Below are 23,102 nucleotides of genomic sequence, written 5' to 3'. Positions count from 1 at the left end.
CTGAAAGGGAAAGGAAAATCGCTGCAAACACTCTAAAGAGCATTGTGGCAAAGAGAAAGCATGAGGGGCGACATACCAGCCTTTCCCACATGCGATCACTTTTGTTCAAGACGGACAACTGGCGGCGCGCTAATCTGACGGGATGGAGAACGTTTCGCAAAAAGAGGCGGCAGACGCCATGCCGCTTGCCAAGGTGGAATCGGCCCGCTTCTGGCGGGACAGCCGTTTTCGCGACATGGAGTGTCTGAGCGCCAGTTTTCTTACGCATGAATACGCGCCGCACGCCCATGACACCTTCAGCATCGGCGCGATCGAAAGCGGCAGCCAGATCGCGACCCTGAGCGGAAAGCGGGAAGAAACCGGACCCGGAGACCTCTATCTGATCGATCCCGGCGTCGTGCACGACGGCGCTCCGGGTGGGGAAGGGTATCGCTACCGGATGATCTATCCGGACACGAAGCTGTTCATCGACATTCTCGAAGACGTCACCGGCAAGGCTTTCAACGCCACTCCGTCCTTCGCCGGGCCTCTGCCGCGCGATCCGCAGCTCGCCAAAGCCTTCCATGTCGCCCACCGTACGCTTGAAAGCAGAGCAGGCGCGCTGGAATCCGATGAAAACATGTTTTCGGTGCTGGCTGCGATCTTCGCCCGCTATGGCAGCACCATCGTCGTGCCCATCGATACCAAGGAGCGCAGTGCTGTCGCCCGCGCCCGCGACTACCTGATCGAGAATTTCGAAATTGATGTGGGACTGGAAGAACTGGCCAAGGTGGCGGGGCTCAGTCGCGCCCATTTAATTCGCGCTTTCCGCAGAGAGTATCACATCACCCCGCACGCCTTCCTGACGGACCGCCGTGTTCTTGTCGCAAGGCGGCTGCTGAGGGAGGGACACATGCCCGCCGATGTTGCGCTTCAGTGCGGCTTCGCCGATCAGGCACATTTCACACGCCACTTCAAATCCCGCACTGGCGTTACTCCCGGCCAGTTCCGTGTCGGTTGATCACTTTCGTTCAATACAGCCCTTAGCGGCCTCGGCTACCTCTCCGCCGTCTTGATGTGGAGGTTGCCGATGTTGCAACAGAGTAAGCCAGTCGGCAAAAGTCTGATCCGCGAATTTCTTGGCGGAGTGCGCGCCATTCTTCCCCTGATCGTCGCAGTCCTGCCGATTGGCCTGGTCTTCGGCGCGGTCTCGGCCACCAAAGGGCTTTCGACACTGGAAACGACGCTGATGAGTGCGCTCGTCTTTGCCGGCGGTTCACAATTCGTGGCGATGGATATCTGGACGCATCCGGCAAGCTGGATCGGCGTCGGCTTCGCGGCCCTGCTCGTCAATATCCGCCATGTACTGATGAGCGCCTCGATCGGCACGAAGATGCAGTCCTTCTCCGGCATCAAGCGCTATATTGCCATGCTGTTCCTGGCCGATGAGCTCTGGGCCATGGCGGAATTCCGCGCCGGAACGACACGGCTCACACCCGCCTGGTATGCCGGTATCGTCACGCCCTTTTACCTGACCTGGGTCGGTTCATCGCTTGCAGGAGCGTTGCTCGGCGCCTTTCTCGGCGATCCCGCCGTCATCGGCCTCGACTTCGCCTTTCCGGCCGTCTTCGTCGTGCTGGTGATGGGCTTCTGGAAGGGGGCGGAAACCGGCGCGGTGCTTGCCGCAAGCGGAATTGCTGCGGTTGCCGTCCACCAGCTCGTGCCGGGGGTCTGGTATATCGCAGCCGGCGCGCTGGCAGGACTTGCAATGGCTGTCTGGAGAGGCAGAATGCGGGAGCAGGCGGCATGACGCTCGATTCCAGTACTTTACTCGCCATTCTTGCTATGGCCGCGGCGACCATTTTCACCCGCATCAGCGGCCTCGTGCTGATCCGCTATGTGGAGATTGACGAACGCCGGAAAACGGCGATCGAAGCCATTCCACCCGCGGTATTGATGGCTGTGATCGCCCCGACCGCCTTTGCGGCCGGTTGGGCGGAAACGTTGGCCTGTGCGGTAACGGCAATCGTTGCCAGACGCCTACCGATGCTGGCAAGCGTCGTCATCGGCGTCGCGACAGTGGCCTTGTTGCGGGCAGCTGGTTTCTGAAAGAACATTGACGCGGAAAGCCCGCGTCAATGTTCCTCATACTGCGTGAAGGACGGATCGGCGAGATCGGCAAAGCGTGTGAATTCCGACTGGAAGGCAAGTTTTACCGTGCCGGTCGGTCCGTGACGCTGCTTGGCGATGATGACATCGGCCGTGCCCTTGACCTTGTCGAACAGCGCTTCCCATTCCGGATATTTTGGATCGTGGATATCGCGCGGTTCCATGTTCTTGACGTAATATTCCTCGCGGAACACGAACAGCACGACGTCGGCGTCCTGCTCGATCGAGCCCGATTCACGAAGGTCGGAAAGCTGCGGGCGCTTGTCTTCGCGGCTTTCGACGGCACGCGAGAGCTGGGAGAGCGCGATGATCGGCACGTTCAATTCCTTGCCGAGTGCCTTGAGACCCGTTGTGATCTGGGTGATTTCCTGAACGCGGTTATCGCTGGATTTGCCGGAGCCGGTCATTAGCTGCACGTAGTCGACGACAAGCACGTCGAGCCCGCGCTGGCGCTTGAGGCGGCGGGCGCGTGCCGAAAGCTGGGCGATCGAGATACCGCCGGTCTGGTCGATATAGAGCGGCACCTTCTGCATCATCATCGAGCAGGCGACGAGTTTTTCGAAATCGGCATCGTTGATGTCGCCGCGGCGGATCTTCGAGGAGGAGACTTCCGTCTGCTCGGAGATGATACGCGTGGCGAGCTGTTCGGACGACATTTCGAGCGAGTAGAAGCCGACGACGCCGCCGTTCTTGGCCTTCATGCTGCCGTCCGGCTGCACTTCGCCTTCATAGGCGGCTGCGATATTGTAGGCGATATTGGTCGCGAGTGAGGTCTTGCCCATACCGGGACGGCCGGCGAGCACGATCAAGTCCGAGCGCTGCAACCCGCCCATCTTGGAATCGAGTGAGTGAATGCCGGTGGAAATGCCGGAGAGACCGCCGTCTCGCTCCTTGGCAACGGCTGCCATGTCGATGGCGAGCGCTACGGCATCGTTGAAGGCCTGGAAGCCGCCGTCATAGCGGCCATTTTCGGCAAGCTCGAACAGACGGCGTTCGGTGTCCTCGATCTGCGCTTGCGGCGGCATGTCGAGCGGCGCGTCATAGGCGATGTTGACGACATCCTCGCCGATGGTGATCAGCGCGCGGCGGATGGCCAGATCGTAGATCGCCCTTCCATAGTCTTCGGCGTTGATGATGGTGACGGCGCCGGTGACGAGGCTTGCGAGATACTTGGAAACGGTGATGTCCCCGACCTTCTCGTCGGCCGGCAGGAAGGTCTTGACCGTGACCGGGTTGGCGATCTTGCCCATGCGGATGATGTCGCCGGCGACCTCGAAGATCTTCCGATGCAGCGGCTCATAAAGATGGATAGGTTTGAGGAAGTCCGAGACGCGGTAGTAGGCGTCATTATTCATGAGGATGGCGCCGAGCAGCGCCTGTTCGGCCTCGATGTTGTTCGGCGCTTCTCGATAGTGCTGCTCTGCGGGAGCACCGGCGGCAATCTTTCGTGCAGCTTCGTTCATCGTCATCCGTACTGTCTTTTTCCAAAACCCGGATTTGCAGGGCCGTCTACGCAAAATCAAGTGTTTCGCAGCAACAGCTTTCAAGCGGTCATCAAATCGGTGGTACTGTGCCCGTTGTTCGACTTCTCCACAGTATAAGGGCCAGTGGAGAGAAAATATCCGAACTGTCACCTGTAGGACACGCCGCCTTTGGCGACTCACTTCTGCATTTTTTCATTTTAGCGTTCCCGGCTGCAGGGCGCAGCAAAAAAGCCCGGCGCGAGCCGGGCTTTTCGGTCTGTATCCCCTGGGAAACAGAAATTATGCCTCGTCTTCGTCGATGCCGTCGGCTTCCGGATCGAAGAAGTCTTCCGGACGCAGGGCGTCTTCGTCAACGCCGTAGATGGCATCCACAGAGGTGAGCTCTTCGCCCTTGGACTGACGCTCGGCTTCTTCCGCAGAACGGGCCACGTTCAGCTCGATGCTGATCTCAACTTCAGCATGGAGCTGCAGCTCGACCTTGTGCAGGCCGATCGCCTTGATCGGCGTGTTGAGGTGAACCTGGTTCCGGGCGATGTTGAAGCCTTCGGCGGCCAGGATGTCGACGACGTCACGGGCAGCGACCGAGCCGTAGAGCTGGCCGGTTTCGCCGGCAGAGCGGACGACGATGAAGGACTTGCCGTCGAGAACGTCGGCGACCTTCTGGGCTTCGGTCTTGCGCTCGAGGTTGCGGGCTTCGAGCGTTGCGCGCTCGGCTTCGAAACGGGCCTTATTGGCAGCGTTGGCGCGCAGTGCCTTGCCGAGCGGCAGGAGGTAGTTGCGCGCAAAGCCGTCGCGAACCTTTACGGTTTCGCCCATCTGGCCGAGCTTGGAGATGCGTTCGAGGAGAATGACGTCCATGGTGTTTTTCCTTTCTTGTTCTCAGATTTCGGTATCGTTTTGTTTGGGGGCATGGGCATCCTTGGTCGGGGTCAGGGCGATCGCCTTGCGGGTATCGGCGAGACCAAGCACGAGGATGAAAAGAGCCGGCAGCATCATGGTGGATGCCAGGTAGCTCAGGATAAGGGCCGGCAAGCGCCAGTCCTTGCCGCGCGTGCGGAAATGCAGCGCGGCGAAGCCGGACATCAGAAAGCCGGCGCCGAAGGCTCCGACGACCGTGGCGCCGATCATCGCAGGAACTCCGCCTATGAAAGTGGCGGCAAGACCGGCGAGGAAGATGAAGATCGAATTGCGGTTCATGCGCAGCGACGAAGGGATATCCTCGCGCGGACGCAAGCTCCTACCGGAAGCGGCAACGATACGTGTTGCGATGTAATAGGCGGCAAACAGCATCACCACCCAGATGCCGCCCTGCAGCGCGGGCAGCATGAGGACGACGAGCGACTTCGTCTGCGCAGTCGCGGCCGGATCGGGGACGAATGTCGGCTGCTGCTCCTGCAGCGAGGCCATCAGCACATCGACCATCTGGTCGGTGATTTCAGGCCCGTAGCCGATCATGATGCCGGTCACGATGACGGCGAAGGTGACGAGACCGCAGAGATGCAGCAGGATATCCGAAAGCGGATACCAGGCGAGCAGATTGTCGGGGCCGCCGAGTTCGGAGGCCGGGCGCGCAAGGTTTGCAAGGTGGCTCAGCCACCCCGCCGGCAGCAGCGTCACCAGCGTCATGACGAGCGCGAAGGACGGAGAAATAGCGATCGCGCCGAGCACAGCAGCGGTGACGACGGCGGAAATGGCGGCGAGATTGCCCCAGCCGAGGCCGACGAGCAGGATCGGAAGTGCTGAAGCGGCATAGAGCACGGCACTGAAAGACGGCTGCATGCTCGCGCCAAGCACCAGCAAGGCGGCGGTCAATCCGGCGAGTGCGCCGATCGCAAGCGTTTTCGGGTCAGGTCGTGTCACTTCGCTGTCCTGCTTATCAAGCAGTTAGAGGATTTCCCTGAAAGAGTTCGGGAAATGCCTCAACATGGGTTTTAAGGTTCCGATCCGCGCCCATCGCGGAAGGGGGAAGCCCCGGATCGAAATCCGGAGCTTCAAGATTCAATTAGGCGACGACGTACGGCAGCAGGCCGAGGAAGCGGGCGCGCTTGATCGCCTGGGCGAGTTCGCGCTGCTTCTTCTGGGAAACGGCCGTGATGCGGGACGGAACGATCTTGCCGCGCTCGGAAATGTAGCGCTGCAGGAGACGGACGTCCTTGTAGTCGATGCGCGGAGCGTTTGCACCGGAGAACGGGCAGGTCTTGCGACGACGATGGAACGGACGGCGGACCGGAGCGGAGGAAGACTCAGACATTCTTATTTCTCCTTATGCACGGTCTTCGCGGGGAGCGCGATCAGGACGCGGGCCACGCTGGAACTCGCCGTCACGGCGCGGCGGACGATCGCCGAATTCGCGGCGCGGGCCACGGTCGCCGCCTTCACGCGGGCCACGGTCGTCGCGGTCGCGCTTCTGCATCATGGCAGACGGGCCGTCTTCGTGCTTTTCGACAGCAATCGTCATGTAGCGAAGAACGTCTTCGCTGATGCGCATCTGACGTTCCATTTCCTGGATCGCAGCGGCCGGTGCATCAATGTCCATCAGGGCGTAGTGAGCCTTGCGGTTCTTCTTGATGCGGTAGGTGAGGGACTTGAGGCCCCAGTTTTCGATACGCCCGACTTTACCGCCGTTTGCTTCGATCACGCCCTTGTACTGTTCTACGAGGGCATCGACCTGCTGCGACGTGATATCCTGTCGGGCAAGGAATACATGTTCATAAAGAGCCATGACAGCTTTGCCTTTCTTGCGTTGATCAGAACCCGGCATTCGGCGGCTAAGCCTCAACGACTGCTCCTGAGAGGCGGCTAGCACCAAGCAAGAAAAGCGTTTCCGAGACGGTCGAGAGCGGAGACACGGGAGGCTGGAACGCTTCCGTTCCGAACGGTTTGCAAAATGCAAACCGGCCCTCCGTTCAGCCACCAGCCAGAAGACCGGGTTAACGAACAGGCGCGCTTATACGGGTTTTTGCGCGAAAGGCAAGCGCATATGGCCGAAAAGCCTGTCGTGTGCTCGCAAGCCAGAAGCGGCAGGACACAAAGCGCCCGCTTGATGAGGCCCTTAAAGCGGCATCGGATACTGCCGATGAACCTTCTCGATATCAGCAAGCACATCGCTGCTGAGCTCCACGTTCGCCGAGCCGATATCCGTCTTCAACTGCGCCATCGTGGTCGCACCGATAATGACTGATGTCATGAAGCGGCGGGTTAGGCAGAAGGCGAGTGCCATCTGCGCCGGGTCGAGGCCATGGCGGGCGGCGATACCGAAATATGCCTTCGTCGGCGCCTCCTGCAGCGGCTGCAAGCGGCCGCCAAGGTCGCCGTTGATCGCAGCGCGGCTGCCGACCGGCTTCTCGCCATTGACGTATTTACCGGTGAGAATGCCCGCCGCAAGGGGAGAGTAGGCGAGCAGGCCGACATCCTCGTGGTGCGAAAGTTCTGCCATGTCGAGATCGAAGTGGCGGTAGAGAAGATTGTATTCGTTCTGGACGCTGGCGACGCGCGGCAGGTTCAGCTGCTCGGACAGCGTCACATACTTCTGGATACCCCAGGTCGTTTCATTGGAGAGGCCGAAGGCACGGATCTTGCCTTCCTTTACCAGTTCGCCCACCGTTTCCAGGATATCGGTCATGTTGGCGATGGCTTTGGCGCGATCCTGCTTGAAGGGATCGTAGTGCCAGCTCTGGCGGAAATGGAAATGGCCGCGGTTCGGCCAATGGATCTGGTAGAGGTCGATATAATCCGTCTTCAGCCGCTTCAGGCTGGCCTCGAGCGCAAGGCGGATATTCTTGGCATCGGCACCTTCGCCGTTGCGGATATAAGAGCGGCCGGTGCCGGCAACCTTGGTGGCAAGGATGATATCCTTGCGCTTGCCGGTCTTTTCGAACCAGCTGCCGATATACTCTTCCGTGCGGCCCTGCGTTTCGGCAGAAACCGGCGTGGTCGGGTAAAGCTCGGCAGTATCGAAGAAATTGATACCTTCCCTTACGGCGTAGTCCATCTGCTCGTGGGCTTCCGCCTCGCTGTTCTGTGTGCCCCAGGTCATGGTGCCAAGGCAAATCTCGGAAACGGAAATATCTGTGCGGCCTAATTTATTGTATTTCATCGGAAACCTTGGACGTGGTCTGGGAAAGAAAGAGCTTGGGAAGAGCCGCGCAAATCTAGGCCGGATTTGCGCAAGCGCAAGGGGAAAAACCGGGTGTTCCCGCTGGGGCGAAAGGCTTTGGAGAGAATCTCCCGCCACTTGACTCTGAAAGAAAGAATGTCAATTGGAGGCGAAATGGCCCGATGGGCACTATCGAGGGACTGAATATGACCATTGCTTTCACTTTTCCCGGCCAGGGCAGCCAGGCCGTCGGCATGGGCAAGGATCTCGCGGAGAATTTTGCGGAGGCCCGCGCCGTTTTCGAAGAAGTCGATGAAGCGCTCGGTGAAAAGCTTTCGGATGTCATGTTCAACGGTCCCGAGGACAAGCTGACGCTGACGGCGAACGCCCAGCCGGCGCTGATGGCCGTTTCCATGGCCGTCATTCGCGTTCTGGAAGCCAAGGGCCTCGACCTGAAGTCCAAGGTTGCCTATGTTGCCGGTCATTCACTCGGCGAATATTCCGCCCTCTGTGCCGCCGGCACCTTCTCCATCGCCGACACGGCCCGTCTCCTACGCATCCGCGGCAATGCCATGCAGGCCGCAGTTCCGGTAGGTGTCGGCGCCATGGCCGCCATTATCGGCCTCGAACATGCTGATGTGCAGGCGGTATGCGAAGAAGCTGCAGCCACCGGCTCCTGCCAGATCGCCAATGATAATGGCGGCGGCCAGCTCGTCATTTCAGGCGAGAAGTCGGCCGTCGAGAAGGCCGCTGGCCTTGCGACCGACAAGGGTGCTAAGCGTGCCATCCTGCTGCCGGTTTCCGCTCCCTTCCATTCAAAGCTGATGGCGCCGGCCGCGGACGCGATGCGCGAGGCACTCGCCGGCGTGAAGAAGGCCAATCCGGTCGTCCCCGTCATCGCCAATGTCCGCGCCGCACCCGTCACGGATGCCCAAGAAATCGCCAGGCTTCTCGTCGAACAGGTCACCGGACAGGTGCGCTGGCGCGAGACGGTGGAATGGTTTGCAGCAAATGGCGTGACCACGCTTTACGAACTCGGCGCCGGCAAGGTACTGACCGGTCTTGCACGCCGCATCGACAAGAATATCAATGGTATCGCGGTCAACGGTCCGGCCGATATCGACGCTGCCATTGCCGCTCTCACGGCCTGATTGCCCCACGTTTATAAGGAACGCTCTCATGTTCGATCTTTCCGGCCGCAAGGCTCTCGTCACCGGCGCATCGGGCGGTATCGGCGAGGAAATCGCCCGCCTTCTCCACAAGCAGGGCGCCATCGTCGGCCTGCACGGCACCCGTGTCGAAAAGCTCGAAGCCCTGGCAAATGAGCTCGGCGACCGCGTGAAGATCTTCCCGGCGAACCTGTCGGATCGCGATGAGGTGAAGGCTCTCGGCCAGAAGGCGGAAGCCGATCTCGAAGGCGTCGATATCCTGGTCAACAACGCCGGCATCACCAAGGACGGTCTCTTCGTGCGCATGAGCGACGAGGACTGGGATGCCGTTCTCGAAGTGAACCTGACGGCGACCTTCCGCCTGACGCGAGAGCTCACCCATCCGATGATGCGCCGCCGTTATGGCCGCATCATCAACATCACCTCGATTGTCGGCGTGACCGGCAATCCGGGACAGGCCAACTACTGCGCCTCCAAGGCCGGCATGATCGGCTTCTCGAAATCGCTTGCGCAGGAAATCGCCACCCGCAACGTGACGGTCAACTGCATCGCTCCGGGCTTTATCGAAAGCGCCATGACCGGCAAGCTGAACGAAAAGCAGAAGGAAACGATCATGGGCGCGATCCCCATGAAGCGCATGGGCACCGGCGCCGAAGTGGCCTCTGCCGTCGTCTATCTGGCCTCCTCGGAAGCGGCCTATATGACGGGTCAGACCCTGCACGTAAACGGCGGCATGGCCATGATCTGAAACGATTAGCTGCCGCGGTCGCCAATTTCACTCAATAGCGTGTTGAGCAATCACGAACGGTTGATTTTCTGGCTTTGCGGCAGACTTAAAGCATGTTAAGCGGGCCATGACTGTCAACAGTCGTCCCGAAAAAAGCAGACGGACCGGCGGGCTTTTCGCAAGCCTGGGACTTCTCTAAAGCCGGGTAAACGAGTTTGCCGAGGATGTCTGAAAGCATCGCAGGCTGAAACAGGGTAGGGGTGTCAGAAGGACATTCCGATCAGGACATAAGGTCGAGGAAACCGACATGAGCGATATCGCAGAACGCGTAAAGAAAATTGTTATTGATCATCTTGGCGTCGATGCCGACAAGGTCGTCGAGAGCGCCAGCTTTATCGACGATCTGGGCGCCGACTCGCTCGACACGGTCGAACTGGTCATGGCTTTCGAAGAAGAATTCGGCGTTGAAATCCCCGACGATGCCGCTGACTCGATCCTGACGGTTGGCGATGCCGTGAAGTTCATTGAAAAGGCTCAGGCCTGATTCTGCGCATTCGAGAAAGGGCGGGCCAAGAGTCCGCCCTTTTCTTTTGAGCATGTTTCTCCATAAAACATAACAGACGGGGGAAAGCAGTCGATGAGAAGGGTCGTCATTACAGGTACCGGCATGGTATCGCCGTTGGGATGCGGAACGGAAATTACCTGGTCTCGGCTGCTTGCGGGAGCAAACGGCGCCCGCCTCGTGACTGAATTCGAGGTCGACGATCTCCCTGCCAAGATCGCTTGCCGCATCCCCGTCGGCGATGGTTCGGACGGCACCTTCAATCCGGACGACTGGATGGAGCCGAAGGAACAGCGCAAGGTAGATCCCTTCATCATCTATGGCATGGCCGCCGCCGATATGGCGCTCGAGGATGCCGACTGGCATCCCGAGACCGATGAGGATCAGATCGCGACAGGCGTTCTGATCGGCTCCGGCATTGGCGGTATCGAGGGCATTGTCGAGGCCGGCTATACGCTGCGCGACAAAGGCCCGCGCCGCATCTCTCCTTTCTTCATTCCCGGCCGATTGATCAATCTCGTCTCCGGCCAGGTCTCCATTCGCCACAAGCTGCGCGGCCCGAACCATTCGGTCGTCACCGCCTGCTCCACCGGTGCGCACGCCATTGGCGATGCTGCCCGCCTCATCGCGCTCGGCGATGCCGATGTCATGGTTGCCGGCGGCACGGAATCCCCGGTCAGCCGCATTTCGCTCGCCGGCTTTGCCGCCTGCAAGGCGTTGTCGACGCAGCACAACGACGATCCTCAAAAGGCCTCGCGCCCTTATGACAGGGACCGAGATGGTTTCGTCATGGGCGAGGGCGCCGGCATCGTGGTTCTCGAAGAACTGGACCATGCGCTGGCACGCGGTGCGAAGATCTATGCGGAAGTGGTCGGTTACGGCCTCTCCGGCGACGCCTTCCACATCACCGCTCCGTCCGAAGACGGCGACGGCGCGTTCCGCTGCATGACCATGGCGCTGAAGCGCGCCGGCCTGACGTCTGCCGATGTCGACTACATCAACGCTCATGGCACGTCGACCATGGCCGACACGATCGAGCTCGGTGCCGTCGAGCGTCTCGTCGGCAATGCGGCGTCGAAAATTTCGATGTCGTCGACCAAATCCGCGACCGGCCACCTGCTGGGTGCCGCCGGCGCCATCGAGGCGATCTTCACGACCCTCGCGATCCGCGACAACGTCGCCCCTCCAACGCTCAATCTCGATAACCCTGAGCGGGAAACCGCAATCGATCTTGTTCCGCACAAGGCTCGTGAGCGAGAAATCAACGTGGCGCTATCCAACTCGTTCGGATTCGGCGGCACGAATGCATCGCTCGTGCTGCGCCGTTACGTCGCGTAACAGGCGGTTTCCGAGCGCGGGCGAACGTCAAACGGCGCCATGATGCGCGGCAGAACCTGTTTTTTGCCGCATTACTTCGCGAAATAGCGAAGCGGGCTTAGTTTTAAAGGATTGCCGGTGAGCGACACGACCAACCAGAGCAGCGATAACGGCCAGAACGGCCAGCCGGCGCAGAAGGGACCGATCATCCCAAAATCGCCGAGCGAAGCCCTGCGTCCGGAACGCGTTCCCGAGCCGCCGAAGCGCTCCAGGAATGCCCGCAGCCAGGTGGTCCTCTTCCTGAATTTCGTCATGACCATGGCGGTGGTCGTCTGCATCGCCGGTCTCATCGGCTTCTACTACGCTATCACTGCCTACCAGAACCCCGGCCCGCTGCAGACGAACACCAATTTCATCGTCCGCAATGGTGCAGGCCTTGCGGAAATAGCGACGAATCTCGAGCGCAATCTCATCATCTCGGATGCCCGCGTCTTCCGCTATCTGACCGCGACGCATCTGAATGCAGGCGAAAGCCTCAAGGCAGGTGAATACGAGATCAAGGCGCATGCCTCCATGAACGAGATCATGGAACTTCTGAAATCCGGCAAGTCCATCCTCTATTCCGTCTCCTTCCCCGAAGGGCTGACGGTGCGGCAGATGTTCGACCGTATGCTGGACGATCCGGTTCTCGAGGGCGACCTGCCGGCCGCTCTGCCGGCAGAAGGCAGCCTGCGGCCGGATACCTACAAGTTCTCGCGTGGCACCAAGCGGTCTGAAATCATCGACCAGATGGCTGCCGCCCAGCAGAAGCTGGTCGACCAGATCTGGGAACGGCGCGATCCTTCGCTGCTCTTGAAGAGCAAGGAAGAGTTCGTCACCCTCGCCTCAATCGTCGAGAAGGAGACGGGTGTGCCGGATGAGCGCGCTCATGTCGCCTCAGTCTTCCTGAACCGTCTCGGCAAAGGTATGCGCCTGCAGTCCGATCCGACCATCATCTACGGTCTCTTCGGCGGCGAGGGCAAACCAGCCGACCGGCCGATCTACCAGTCGGACCTGAAGAAAGAGACGCCCTTCAACACCTACGTCGTAAAGGGTCTGCCGCCCACGCCGATCGCCAATCCCGGCAAGGACGCGCTGGAAGCTGTCGCCAATCCCTGGAAGACGCAGGACCTCTATTTCGTCGCCGATGGCACCGGCGGCCACGTCTTTGCGGCAACGCTCGAGGAGCACAACGCCAACGTCAAGCGCTGGCGCAAGCTGGAAGCCGACAAGGGCGCGGATCCCGAAATTGCCGTCGACGGACAGCCGGAAGATCAGCCTGCGGACAATACATCCGCGGTTCCGCCGAAGAAAAAGAAGATCAACTGATATCGGGAGGCCTTTGATGGCATTGCAGTCCATGACTGGTTTTGCGCGGCGCGAAGGAACGACCGGCCGCTGGCGCTGGGCATGGGAACTGCGTTCGGTCAACGGCAAGGGCCTCGATCTTCGCCTCCGTCTGCCACCCGGTCTGGAGCGCCTCGAAACAGATGTTCGCCGCATTGCCGGCGAGAATTTCAGTCGTGGCAATCTGCAGGCCACACTGGCGCTGACGACAGGCGAAAGCCAGCTTGAAGCTGTGCTCAATCAGGATGCCTTTGCTGCCGTCCTCACCATGCGCGACAAGCTGGAAGGTCTTATCGATCCGGCGCCGCTAAGGCTTGATACCCTGCTTTCCATCCGAGGCCTCGTCGACTTCCGCGAGACGCAGGACAGCGAAGAGACTGTCGCCGCGCGCGATGCCGATATCCTGTCGGGACTGACGGCGGCACTGTCCGATCTCAAGGCCATGCGTGAACAGGAGGGTGCCGCACTGGCGCGTGTGCTTCTCGGCCATGTTGCTGCGATCGAAGCTCTGACAGGTGCGATCGAGTCCGATCCCTCGCGCTCCCCGCAGGAGATTGCAGCGAAGCTCTCCGCGCAGGTCTCGCTCCTCATGGAAGGAGCCGGTGCGCTCGACCGTGATCGGCTGCACGCGGAAGCCGCACTGCTGGCCACCAAGGCGGATATGCGCGAAGAGATCGACCGGCTGAAGGCCCATGTCGCCGCCGCCCGCGATCTCGTGACAAAAGGTGGACCGGTTGGCCGAAAGCTCGATTTTCTTGCACAGGAATTTAACCGGGAATCGAATACAATCTGCTCGAAATCGAACGCTTCGGCCGTCACCGCAGCCGGCATCGAGCTGAAGGTGGTGATCGATCAGTTCCGTGAGCAGGTCCAGAATTTGGAGTAGGACATGAGCCCGGCGAAAATCTTGCCCGTCCAGATCGCCCGTCGCGGTCTGATGCTGGTTATCTCGTCGCCCTCTGGCGCCGGTAAATCCACCATCGCGCGTACGCTTTTGGAAACGGACAAACACATCGGCCTTTCCGTCAGCGTCACGACGCGCCAGCGCCGACCGAGCGAAGTGGAGGGCGTACACTATCATTTCAAGACGGTCCGGGAATTCGAGCGGCTGCGCGATTCCGATGCCCTGCTGGAATGGGCAGAGGTTCACGGCAATTTTTACGGCACACCTCGCGAACCGGTTGAGCAGGCCATGTCCGAAGGCCGCGACATGCTGTTCGATATCGACTGGCAGGGCGCCCAGCAATTGCAGCAAAAGATGCAGGCCGATGTGGTTTCGATCTTTGTTCTGCCGCCGACCATGACCGAGCTGCAGTCCCGTCTTCACCGCCGTGCCGAGGATTCTGAGGAAGTCATCCAGACGCGCCTCGCCAATTCCCGCGCCGAGATCGCGCACTGGCGCGAGTATGATTACGTAATCATCAATGATGACCTGAACGCCGCCTTTGATGCGGTGCAGTCGATCGTCAAGGCCGAGCGCCTGCGCCGCGACCGCCGCCACGGCATGTTCGATTTCGTCCGGGAATTGCTCGAAGAAACGCCGGTTCTTTAAAGCAATTCCAGCAAAAGCGTTCAGCGGTTTTGCGTGCGGAATTGCGTGGAAACAAAACGATAAAGCATTTCCGTGATTCGAAGAAAACGGAAATGCTTTTAGAGGCTGTTCGCCAGCCGGCAGAATTCCTCTACCGACAGGGTCTCCGCACGTCTGGCCGGATCAATGCCGGCTTTGACGAGCAGGTTCTCGCCGCCGATTGGCTTCAGGCTCTGGCGCAGCATCTTGCGGCGCTGGCCGAACGCAGCCTGCGTGACCCTTTCCAGATTGGCGACAGAGCAGGGGATCGGGGTTTCGTTCGGCGTCAGGTGGACTACTGTCGAGGTGACCTTCGGCGGCGGCGTGAAAGCCTGCGGCGGAATATCGAATGCCATGCGGGAATGTGTGCGCCATCCCGCCAGCACGCCGAGGCGGCCATAGTGATCGTCGTCTTCGGAGGCGACGATCCGCTCGCCGACTTCCTTCTGGAACATCAGCGTCAGCGATTGCCAGAAGGGCGGCCATGCCTTCGGCAGCAGCCAGTTCACGAGAAGCTGAGTGCCGACATTATAGGGCAGGTTGGCGATGATCTTGACGGGGCGGCCCGACGCCAGCGCCTCGAAATCGGTCTTCAGCGCATCGCCCTCGATGACGTCCAGCCGTCCGGGATAATGGTCGGCGATCTCGGCAAGAGCCGGCAGACAGCGTGCATCGCGTTCGACGGCGATGACCTTCCTCGCACCGAGCGCGAGGATCGCTCGCGTCAAGCCGCCGGGACCTGGACCGACTTCAAAGACCGTCACGTCGTCAAGCGCGCCGGCCGTGCGGGCAACCTTCTGCGTCAGGTTGAGATCGAGAAGGAAGTTCTGCCCGAGGGCCTTGCGCGCATCGAGCCCGTGACGCTGGATAACCTCGCGAAGCGGCGGCAGACCGTCGAGTGCAGCCATTAACGATGACTTTCCGCAGTCCGGCCAAGCTGCGCGCCGAGCTTCAGCGCGGCAACGAGGCTCGTCTCGCGGGCAAGTCCCTTGCCGGCAATGCCGAAGGCGGTGCCGTGATCGGGGGAGGTGCGTACGAAAGGAAGACCAAGCGTCACATTGACGGAATCGTCGAAGCCGAGCGCCTTGGCCGGGATCAGCGCCTGATCGTGATACATGCAGACGGCAACGTCATAACGGGCGCGCGCTTCGTCATGAAACATGGTATCGGCGGGAAGGGGACCGATCGCATCGATACCCTCGTCACGAAGGATCTGGACCGCCGGATGGATGATACTCTCGTCCTCCTTGCCGATCGCGCCGCCTTCGCCCGCATGCGGATTGAGCCCTGCAATGGCGAGCCGAGGAGAGGCGATCCCGAACCGCTGCTTCAGATCCCTGTCTGCGATCCGGCAGGTTTCGATGATCAGACCGAGCGTCAGCGCCTGCGGCACATCCTTGAGCGGAATGTGAATGGTGACGGGGATGGCGCGCAGTTTCGGTCCCGCGAGCATCATGACGGGCATGACAGTCTGACCGGTCGCATGCATTGCGAGGTCGGCCAGGAATTCCGTATGACCTGGAAACTTGAACCCCGCCTCGTAGAGCACCGACTTGGCGATCGGGTTGGTGACGACCGCAAGCGCTTCGCCTTGCATGACGAGCGCTACTGCCGCCTCGATTGAGGCGATCGTACCTTTTGCCGTCGCGACATGCGGCTCTCCTGCCGCAACATCGATGCCGGCCGGTATCGACATGACCGGTAGCGCGTCCGCAAATACACCGGGGCTTTCGGCTGCATTGCCGATGGTCTGAAGGGGAATATCCAGCCCGAGCTTTCGTGCCCGCACAGCAAGCACATCGGGATCGCCGACCAGGAAGAATGGCGGCAGTCCAAGCTCGCGCCTGCGAAGCCAGGCCATCAGGGTGATATCAGGCCCAACGCCGGCCGGGTCGCCCTGGGTCAGTGCAAGCGGTCTCGAAAACGGTGTCCCCATGGAGAAATCAGCGATAGACGATCTGCGCACGCTTGCGCAGTTCATCCAGATATTTGGTGCTGTTTTCGTTTTCCGGCGCTGCCGATTTGTTTGCCTTGTTCTTGTCGAGGTCCTCCTGACGGAACACCATTTCGGCCGCCTGGTCATCCGAGACCTGGCGCTGGCTGCAGATCGCAAGGTACTCTACACCCTTGTCGGTCACGCGCGTAGCCGTAGTATTGCCCTTGGCCGCTATGACCAGATCCTTCCAGTCCGCCGGAATTTCCGGGGCCAGCATGCGGCCGAGATCGCGGATCGAAACGTCCCGCATTGTGGCGGCGAAAGTCTTGGCCTGATCGCAGCCCGGATATTTGGAGCGCGATGCCTCAGCCTCGCTCTTGCGCTTGCCGGTGATCGCGTTGCGCTTGGATGCCGGAACAACGAAGATGACCTGCTGCAACATATATTCTGTCGTCACCGGCTTCTGCTTGTTGTTCTGCATCATGCGGTTGACCAGATCGTAATTCGATATTCGCGCGGTGGAACCGTAACGCGCATTGACGACACGCGGCCAGCTCATCTGCACGGCAATGAAGTTCTTGAAGTGGTCGACACCGACGCCGGCGCGATCGAGGATCTGTCCCATCTGCTCGACGGAAAGCTTGTTGCTGGCGGCAAACCGGGCGAAGGAGGCGTTGACGTCCTCCTGCGAGACCGACATACGCACGCGGGAAACCTCCTGCCGCTTCAGCGCCTCGTCGATAAGCTGCTCTTCGGCGGCTTTTGGATCACCCTTCTGGCGCTGCAGCCGCATGAAGGCCTGTCGCTTGGCGACATCCCCGCTCGTAATCGCGGTACCGTTTACCACGGCCTTGACCTCGCTCGCAGCGAAGACAGGGCTGCTGAAGGCGGCAAGCATGAAGGCTGCGCCTGCAACAAGCGTGGTTACGGTTTTCTTCGCGTCAATCATCTGTTGACCTCCCGATAGCGCCGCACGACAGCGCGCGGCGTTCCTTACCATAGACTGAGACGAGCGGAAATCGCATCTCCGCGATACCCCATGCCTCACATAACGACTGCTCGCAATGTCCTGCACAGGCTTACGGCGAAAGAATGGCCCGGCCGGAGATTTCCGGCCGCCCATTTGTCATCAGAGATTATTCGCGGCGTCACCCGTGCCCAGCCTGATGTCGCCGAGCGTGCGGAAGGTAAGGCGGGCAGCAATCGTCCAGTCGCTTGCAGTTTGGTCCGTCGTATCGCGGGCATCCGTATAGGCGATGGTGAAAATCGTGCACTCGTCCTCATAGGAAATGCCGAGCGTGCGCCTGGTGACGACACTATTGTTCAGATCCCAGGCAATGCCGCCGAAGATCGACCAATAGTCCTTGAACTTGATTCTGCTACTCGTCTGAATCTCGTCTTGGTCTTCGGCAAAGCCATATTCCGGCTGGGCGGTAACGTGCGTATAGGTGACCTGGCCCGAGAAGGTATCGTTCTGATAGGCCGTGGTCAGATCGCCGCGATTGAAGGCGAAATCCTGTTCGTCCAGACGGTAGGAAGCCGCAACGGAAAGACCGAAAGGCATTTCGATACCGCCGAGGCCAACATAGTCGGATCGGTCGGTCTCAAGGCCCGAATCGGCGCCGACATTCACGAGGTCGTCGGTCGCAAACGAGTTCTGACCCGCGAGCTGATAGGACTGTCCGAAGATGCCGTGCAGCTTGTAGCCGCTGTCGAAGGTGCCAGTGTACTGGAAGCCGACGTTTGCGCGCGTCCCGCCTTCGATGCGGTCGTAGCCGGAGAACCGGTCGCGGTCGAAAAGGTTGGTCGCATCGAAAACGAAGCTCTGCGCATCTTCATTCGGCAGGCGACCGGCGAGCGGTTCATCCGGTCGCGCATAGATCTGGGCGATCGGCTCCAGAACATGCGTGCTGTTGCTGGTCGTGAACAGGATCGGATAACGCATTTCCAGCCCAGCCGTGACCATTCCGCGCGTTGCCGCACTATCGTCGAGATAGTTGCCGGCATACGGAACGCCGTTGGCGTTGACGGGACTGTCCATGTTGAGTGCGAAGGCATCGCCGCGCGCTGCGAGCAACGGTGTAATCACCAGGCCGGTCGGCGTCACGTAGGTGCGCTTCCACTGCACTTCCGTCGTCAAACGGGTCGTTTGACCCTCCAGGCCGCGGAAGCGGTCGAAACCTGCGACATTGTAAAAGTCGTCGTGGGTGCGCGAAATGTTGGTGAGATTGACATCTGCGGAAAGCTCGCCGCCTGCAAGAGGCTGCGGCGCGACATAGTGATAGTCAAGCGTCGGGTAGACGATCGCCTGCTGCTTTTCCGCCGTGTCATGGCGGTCGGCATCCTGGACGTCGAAGTAGAAGGCGCGCAGGTCGAAGTAATTCCGCTTGCCAAGACCCGTGAGGTAAACGTTGTTCGCGTAGGGGGTCCCGGAATAACCCTGGATCTTGTAGGTGCGCGAGAAGTTGTTGTCGCTCTGCACCATTACATCCCAGCCGAATGTCCAGCGGGGATTGATCCTGAAGTTTGCTCTCGATGCGACCATGCCGCGCTGTTCGACTTCGGCATCACTTGTGCCGGTGCTGAAGTTGCCGGGGTTCATCTGGTCGATGCCGGCAATATGCATGGTCAGCGTGCCATTTTCAAAGCGGCGGCGATATTCACCTTCGAGCATGAAGCCCTGGGATGTATAGCCGGTGCCCGTAACGGTGAAATCCGAGCTTGGAGAAATGACGTAATAGTAGGGAACGGAAAGACCGTAGCCGAGATTTTGCGAAACGCTCATCGACGGGAACAGAAAGCCCGACTTGCGCTTGACGGTATTGTCAGGGACCGTGATCCACGGAACGTAGGCGATCGGCTGGCCAAGCAGCTCGAAACGGGCGTGCTCCAGCCGGATCGTGTGTTTTTGGCCGTCTTGAATGACGCGTTGTGCCTTGACCTGCCAGAAGGGCGCGCGCTCGGGCTTCTCAGCGCAGGGCAAACAGGCCGTATAGACGCCTTTGTTCAGAATCATCTGCGTACCGCCGACCCTCTGGCCGGTCTCGGCAACGAGGCGGGTATTGTCGCTCGTCTCGATTCGCAGTGCGTTCATGAAGCCGTCTGCGAAATTGTCGGTCACATCGAGGCTGTCGGCGTAGATACGGTTGCCGTCCGGGGTCGCCAGTTCGATGTTGCCGGTCGCCATCATGCGACCGGTCTTCTGGTTATAGTCGACCTTCTGGGCGACCATCCTGTAGCCGCCGTAATTGATCTGCACGCCGCCGATCACGGAGACGATCTCCTGGTCCTTGTCATAGACCAGCTCGTTTGCCGACAGCATCAGTTTTGCGTCCGGCGAGATATTCTGGCCGATCGCAGGCATGCCTGTAGTGTTCTCCTGGGCATACGCCAGAGGAGCGCTCTCAAAATAGGAACACAGAGCCGCACCTAGGAGCAGGGCAACCAACTGTTTACTAAAATTCTTGCGGTCGCCTACCGCCACTAGCCATCCTCCTGATGAAGCAGAATCGTTGCGCCTAAAGCGAGCGCCACGACCACGGGTATCCAAGTCGCCACAAACGGCGGCACGACACCGCTGCTTCCGAATGCTTTTACAAGCACGGTGACGACATAAAGCATGAAGCCTGAAAGGATTCCACCCAGAATCACAGAGCGTGATTGGTTGAACCGGCTAAATTTTAGAGACACTGTTGCAGCAATGAGAGTCATGGCCACCAAGAGCAGCGGCTGCGACAGCAGAGAGTTGAATTGAGTCTCAAGCGCCTTCGTGGAGATTCCGAAGGATTTGGCGGCAGCGATACGGTTGGAAAGGTCAAAGAAACCAATTGTTTCCGGCGCTGTCAGCCGCTCCTTGATAAAGTCTTGCTTCAGATTGGTACGAAGCTGTTCCGTAGCCTTACGCACTGGGATTTCCCCAGGCTTGCGTTCGACGACGTTGTTAAGCTGCCAGTAACCATCTTCCAATTTGGCCGATGAGGCATCCTGCCTCAGAATGACCTGACCGGCAGAATCGAAGTGTACGAGCACGGCGTCCATGAGCAACGTGCCGTTCTCCAGCACGGTCTTGGCGCCGATGATGACATCGTCCCGTCCGCTGATCTGGCGCAGCCACGGAACCTGCAGCGCCCGGATCATGGCATTGTCCTGACCGCGCCAGGCCGTTTCGAATTGCGTTGCCTGCCTCTGGCCCCAGGCGGCGAGCGGATTGAGCGCCACCACCGTCAGCACGCCGAGAATCAGAGACCCGGCGATAAAAGGCAGCATGAACTGCCAGACCGAGATGCCTGCGGCACGGGTGACAACGAGTTCATATTTCCGATTGAGGCCGATCAGCACGGTGATGCCGACGAACAGCGCCACGAAGGGAATGGTCTGCTGCAGGATCAATGGCAGGCGAACGGCGGTGAGAAGCACAGCGCCACCCAGTGTATAGCCGGGGAAATTGGAGATACGGCTTGCCGTCTCGCTGAAGTCGAGCAGAAAGGTGATAGCGCTCATGCCGATCAGGAACCACATGGTGGTCACGACATATCGGCGAAAAAAATACCGCGACAATGTCCCGAAAATCATCGTGCTGCGCCTCCGCCGCTCCGGTCCGTTGCGGCAAGGACTCGGTCCTGCGCGCGCTTCCAAACCGTTGAGGTTCGATTGCGGAGCGCAAGCGGCACGGAAAGCCGTTTATGCAGATTGAGGAAGATGATCGAAGCGATGCCGGTGACGACAGGGATCGCGTAAAGGATCGGGATATAGATCGGATGGTTGTCGATCTGGTTGGCAACGTAAAATGCCGCCCAGCGCAATGTGAAAGCGAGGCCGAGTGCGCCGATCATCGGATGCATGCGCGCCTCGCGGTGTGAGCGTGCGTCGCCTGCGATGGCAAGGGAAAAGAGGGCGAAAACGAAGGGAAGCGCCCAGTCCGTCAGGCGGCGATGCAGTTCGGCGGTATAGGTGCCGGGCTTGGCGATATAATCAGGATCTTTCGGATCGGGATGGAGCAGAAAGCCAAGATCGCGGTCGCTCGCGCGCAGCGTCGCCTGTCCGTTATTTTCCGTCATGTCGGAAAGGTCGAAGGAATAGGAATCGAACTTGATGACCGAGACGTTTCCATCGGGCGTTTTGCGATGGACTTCGCCGTCATGCATGATCAGCGACGTGCCGACGTCATCCACTGCGCCCTCACGAGCATAATAGATGAGCTCGTTATTCGGCTCGCGCTCGTCGGCGACGAAGAGGCCCTTCAGCATGCGACCGGCGAGCCGCTGCGAGATCTGCACATAGAGGCCTTCGTCGATCTTGCGGAAGGTCTTTTCCTCGATCACCGACGAAAGAAGGTCGGCATAGGTGGCGGCGATCATCTGCCGCACGACCGTCTTCGCACGCGGCTCGACGACATTGTCGACGAAGAACGAGAAAACGCTGACAAGGATCGCAAGCAGCAGGATCGGCCGAGCCAGGATGGTGCGACGGGCGCCGGCAGCATCGATCACGGTCAGTTCGGAATCGTTGTTCATCGTCGTCAGCGTCTGGGTAATGCCGATGACGAGTGCAAAGGGCAGCACGACAGGAATGATCGACGGCAGGATCAGCGTCGCAAGCATGGCGAAGGAGCCGATCGACTGGCCGCTGTCGGTCACCAGGTTGATGCGCTGCAGGACCTGGGTGGTCCAGATGATCGCGAGCACCGGGAGCAAGGCCACGAGAAACATCTGGCCAACACGCCGCAATATATATGTCTCGAGTAGTTTCATGCTCGCCCTTGAACGCGCCTGCAGGTCGATATGATCAGCAGGAGATTCCCTCTACGCTCTTTGTCTCGGTTTTGCGACAAGTCAGTGTCAAAAATTCATTCAAATTTCAGAATTTTTTTGTTGCCGTGGCGACTCAGCAAGTGCCATCAGCGCCGCGAATATGACGACCGAAGACAGCCATCCCAGCACAACGTCGGATAGATAATGTGCACCGAAGGAAAGCCGCATCGCGGGCGTCAGGATGGAGACGGCGGCAACGGGTCCAACAAGCGCATAGCGTAGCGACTTCGGAACGAAGATCAGCAGGCAGAACAGCCAGCCCGCGCTCGCCGCCTCTCCGGAAATGAAGGAGCAGTTGGAAACGCACTTGCCGGCCAATGAACCGGCCTCGGCGAAATGCAGCGTGCCGCCGAAGAGATCCGTCTGGATCGGCCGCGGCCGACCCCAATGTTCCTTGAGGATTACATTGACGAGAAGAACAGGACCGATCAGCAGCGTGCCGAGCGCAACCTTCAGATCGCGGGCGCGCGGCGCGTTGAATGTTGCGCCATGCTGCTGATAACATTGGGCAAGCTTCCACAACATGACCGCGGTCACGACATAGGGAACGTAGAAGAAGAGCGTGCGTAAGAGACCGAGGATCGCCTCGCTCCGATAGGGGAAGGAGCCGCAGATCTCAGTTGTCGCGGCCGACGCATCGCAGGCCGTCTGCACGAAAAAAAGCTGGGAAAAATAAATGTCTATCTCGGGAAAGGCGCGGAAGAGCGCAAGCAGTAGCCACCACATCCAGAAGAGCAGCACGAACACGCCGAATGCCGTTTGCGGCAGGCGAATTGCCGGACCCCGCCATCGATTTTTCGAAAAAACTGTCAACGCAAACATCTACGAAACTGACAAAAACTCTATTGGCCGGGCGGCCGCGCGGAACATAACAACAGTCGCCGGCCATTGACAGAC

At 59.8% G+C, this 23,102-nt stretch carries 23 protein-coding genes; 10 read left to right on the top strand and 13 right to left on the bottom strand.

Going from position 1 to position 23,102, the window contains the following annotated elements; translation table 11 throughout:
- The first annotated feature begins 178 nt into the window (after positions 1 to 178).
- The 3 genes from FHT92_RS02675 (at position 179) to FHT92_RS02665 (ending at position 2,088) form a co-directional block, all read left to right on the top strand.
- The gene (locus FHT92_RS02675) at positions 179 to 1,000 is read left to right on the top strand and encodes an AraC family transcriptional regulator (RefSeq protein ID WP_183822338.1); all 822 of its coding nucleotides are present in this window, start codon (positions 179 to 181) and stop codon (positions 998 to 1,000) included.
- Between the two features lie 69 nt (positions 1,001 to 1,069).
- A complete protein-coding gene (locus FHT92_RS02670; RefSeq protein WP_183744270.1) occupies positions 1,070 to 1,789 on the top strand; it encodes an AzlC family ABC transporter permease in 720 nt (239 codons plus the stop codon).
- Positions 1,786 to 2,088, top strand: a complete 303-nt coding sequence (locus FHT92_RS02665) for an AzlD family protein (RefSeq protein ID WP_183822335.1) — start codon at positions 1,786 to 1,788, stop codon at positions 2,086 to 2,088. The genes FHT92_RS02670 and FHT92_RS02665 overlap by 4 nt, the downstream gene beginning before the upstream one ends.
- Positions 2,089 to 2,114: 26 nt before the next feature.
- Here FHT92_RS02665 and FHT92_RS02660 read toward each other — a convergent pair whose 3' ends face one another.
- From FHT92_RS02660 to FHT92_RS02635, 6 genes are all read right to left on the bottom strand, one after another.
- Positions 2,115 to 3,611: a replicative DNA helicase gene (locus FHT92_RS02660; protein ID WP_183745334.1), complete on the bottom strand. Its 1,497-nt coding sequence runs from the start codon at positions 3,609 to 3,611 to the stop codon at positions 2,115 to 2,117.
- 300 nt (positions 3,612 to 3,911) lie between these two features.
- A complete protein-coding gene (gene rplI / locus FHT92_RS02655) occupies positions 3,912 to 4,490 on the bottom strand; it encodes a 50S ribosomal protein L9 (RefSeq protein WP_183744264.1) in 579 nt (192 codons plus the stop codon).
- A gap of 21 nt (positions 4,491 to 4,511) precedes the next feature.
- Positions 4,512 to 5,492, bottom strand: coding sequence for a DUF2232 domain-containing protein (locus FHT92_RS02650; protein ID WP_183822333.1), 981 nt, complete (start codon positions 5,490 to 5,492; stop codon positions 4,512 to 4,514).
- A 142-nt stretch (positions 5,493 to 5,634) separates the two neighbouring features.
- Positions 5,635 to 5,883 carry a 30S ribosomal protein S18 gene (rpsR, locus tag FHT92_RS02645; RefSeq protein ID WP_007531286.1) on the bottom strand — a complete coding sequence of 83 codons (249 nt, stop codon included), beginning with the start codon at positions 5,881 to 5,883 and terminating at the stop codon, positions 5,635 to 5,637.
- Positions 5,884 to 5,895: 12 nt separating this feature from the next.
- The gene (rpsF, locus tag FHT92_RS02640; RefSeq protein WP_183744258.1) at positions 5,896 to 6,354 is read right to left on the bottom strand and encodes a 30S ribosomal protein S6; all 459 of its coding nucleotides are present in this window, start codon (positions 6,352 to 6,354) and stop codon (positions 5,896 to 5,898) included.
- 330 nt (positions 6,355 to 6,684) lie between these two features.
- A complete protein-coding gene (locus tag FHT92_RS02635) occupies positions 6,685 to 7,728 on the bottom strand; it encodes an aldo/keto reductase (RefSeq protein WP_183822330.1) in 1,044 nt (347 codons plus the stop codon).
- A gap of 206 nt (positions 7,729 to 7,934) precedes the next feature.
- Between FHT92_RS02635 and fabD the strand changes: the two genes are divergently transcribed.
- From fabD to gmk, 7 genes are all read left to right on the top strand, one after another.
- Positions 7,935 to 8,879, top strand: a complete 945-nt coding sequence (fabD, locus tag FHT92_RS02630; RefSeq protein WP_183822327.1) for an ACP S-malonyltransferase — start codon at positions 7,935 to 7,937, stop codon at positions 8,877 to 8,879.
- A gap of 28 nt (positions 8,880 to 8,907) precedes the next feature.
- The gene (fabG, locus tag FHT92_RS02625) at positions 8,908 to 9,645 is read left to right on the top strand and encodes a 3-oxoacyl-[acyl-carrier-protein] reductase (protein ID WP_183822325.1); all 738 of its coding nucleotides are present in this window, start codon (positions 8,908 to 8,910) and stop codon (positions 9,643 to 9,645) included.
- A 286-nt stretch (positions 9,646 to 9,931) separates the two neighbouring features.
- The gene (locus FHT92_RS02620; RefSeq protein ID WP_003547058.1) at positions 9,932 to 10,168 is read left to right on the top strand and encodes an acyl carrier protein; all 237 of its coding nucleotides are present in this window, start codon (positions 9,932 to 9,934) and stop codon (positions 10,166 to 10,168) included.
- 93 nt (positions 10,169 to 10,261) lie between these two features.
- Positions 10,262 to 11,524, top strand: a complete 1,263-nt coding sequence (gene fabF, locus FHT92_RS02615) for a beta-ketoacyl-ACP synthase II (RefSeq protein WP_183744250.1) — start codon at positions 10,262 to 10,264, stop codon at positions 11,522 to 11,524.
- A gap of 117 nt (positions 11,525 to 11,641) precedes the next feature.
- Positions 11,642 to 12,871, top strand: coding sequence for an endolytic transglycosylase MltG (gene mltG, locus FHT92_RS02610; RefSeq protein WP_183822321.1), 1,230 nt, complete (start codon positions 11,642 to 11,644; stop codon positions 12,869 to 12,871).
- 16 nt (positions 12,872 to 12,887) lie between these two features.
- On the top strand, positions 12,888 to 13,775 hold the full coding sequence (locus FHT92_RS02605; RefSeq protein WP_183744246.1) for a YicC/YloC family endoribonuclease: 888 nt from the start codon (positions 12,888 to 12,890) through the stop codon (positions 13,773 to 13,775).
- 3 nt (positions 13,776 to 13,778) lie between these two features.
- On the top strand, positions 13,779 to 14,441 hold the full coding sequence (gmk, locus tag FHT92_RS02600; protein ID WP_183744243.1) for a guanylate kinase: 663 nt from the start codon (positions 13,779 to 13,781) through the stop codon (positions 14,439 to 14,441).
- A gap of 98 nt (positions 14,442 to 14,539) precedes the next feature.
- Here the strand turns inward: gmk and rsmA are convergent, their stop codons facing one another.
- From rsmA to FHT92_RS02565, 7 genes are all read right to left on the bottom strand, one after another.
- Complete coding sequence (gene rsmA / locus FHT92_RS02595) at positions 14,540 to 15,367, bottom strand: 16S rRNA (adenine(1518)-N(6)/adenine(1519)-N(6))-dimethyltransferase RsmA (RefSeq protein WP_183822319.1); 828 nt, start codon at positions 15,365 to 15,367, stop codon at positions 14,540 to 14,542.
- Positions 15,367 to 16,395 carry a 4-hydroxythreonine-4-phosphate dehydrogenase PdxA gene (gene pdxA, locus FHT92_RS02590; protein ID WP_183822316.1) on the bottom strand — a complete coding sequence of 343 codons (1,029 nt, stop codon included), beginning with the start codon at positions 16,393 to 16,395 and terminating at the stop codon, positions 15,367 to 15,369. Before pdxA ends, rsmA begins: the two co-directional genes overlap by 1 nt.
- 7 nt (positions 16,396 to 16,402) lie before the next feature.
- Positions 16,403 to 17,344 carry a peptidylprolyl isomerase gene (locus FHT92_RS02585; protein ID WP_183822313.1) on the bottom strand — a complete coding sequence of 314 codons (942 nt, stop codon included), beginning with the start codon at positions 17,342 to 17,344 and terminating at the stop codon, positions 16,403 to 16,405.
- Positions 17,345 to 17,524: 180 nt separating this feature from the next.
- Positions 17,525 to 19,879: an LPS-assembly protein LptD gene (locus FHT92_RS02580; RefSeq protein ID WP_183822310.1), complete on the bottom strand. Its 2,355-nt coding sequence runs from the start codon at positions 19,877 to 19,879 to the stop codon at positions 17,525 to 17,527.
- Positions 19,879 to 20,967, bottom strand: a complete 1,089-nt coding sequence (gene lptG / locus FHT92_RS02575) for an LPS export ABC transporter permease LptG (protein ID WP_183744229.1) — start codon at positions 20,965 to 20,967, stop codon at positions 19,879 to 19,881. Before lptG ends, FHT92_RS02580 begins: the two co-directional genes overlap by 1 nt.
- A complete protein-coding gene (locus FHT92_RS02570; RefSeq protein ID WP_183822308.1) occupies positions 20,964 to 22,145 on the bottom strand; it encodes an LptF/LptG family permease in 1,182 nt (393 codons plus the stop codon). Before FHT92_RS02570 ends, lptG begins: the two co-directional genes overlap by 4 nt.
- 99 nt (positions 22,146 to 22,244) lie before the next feature.
- Entirely contained in the window at positions 22,245 to 23,018 is a 774-nt protein-coding gene (locus FHT92_RS02565; protein ID WP_183822305.1) for a phosphatase PAP2 family protein, read from the bottom strand.
- Between the last annotated feature and the right edge of the window lie 84 nt (positions 23,019 to 23,102).

Source organism: Rhizobium sp. BK377 (assembly GCF_014193935.1).
Lineage (GTDB): Bacteria > Pseudomonadota > Alphaproteobacteria > Rhizobiales > Rhizobiaceae > Rhizobium.
The sequence above is the reverse complement of the archived record's forward strand: the minus strand, read 5'-3'. Positions and strand labels throughout refer to the sequence as shown.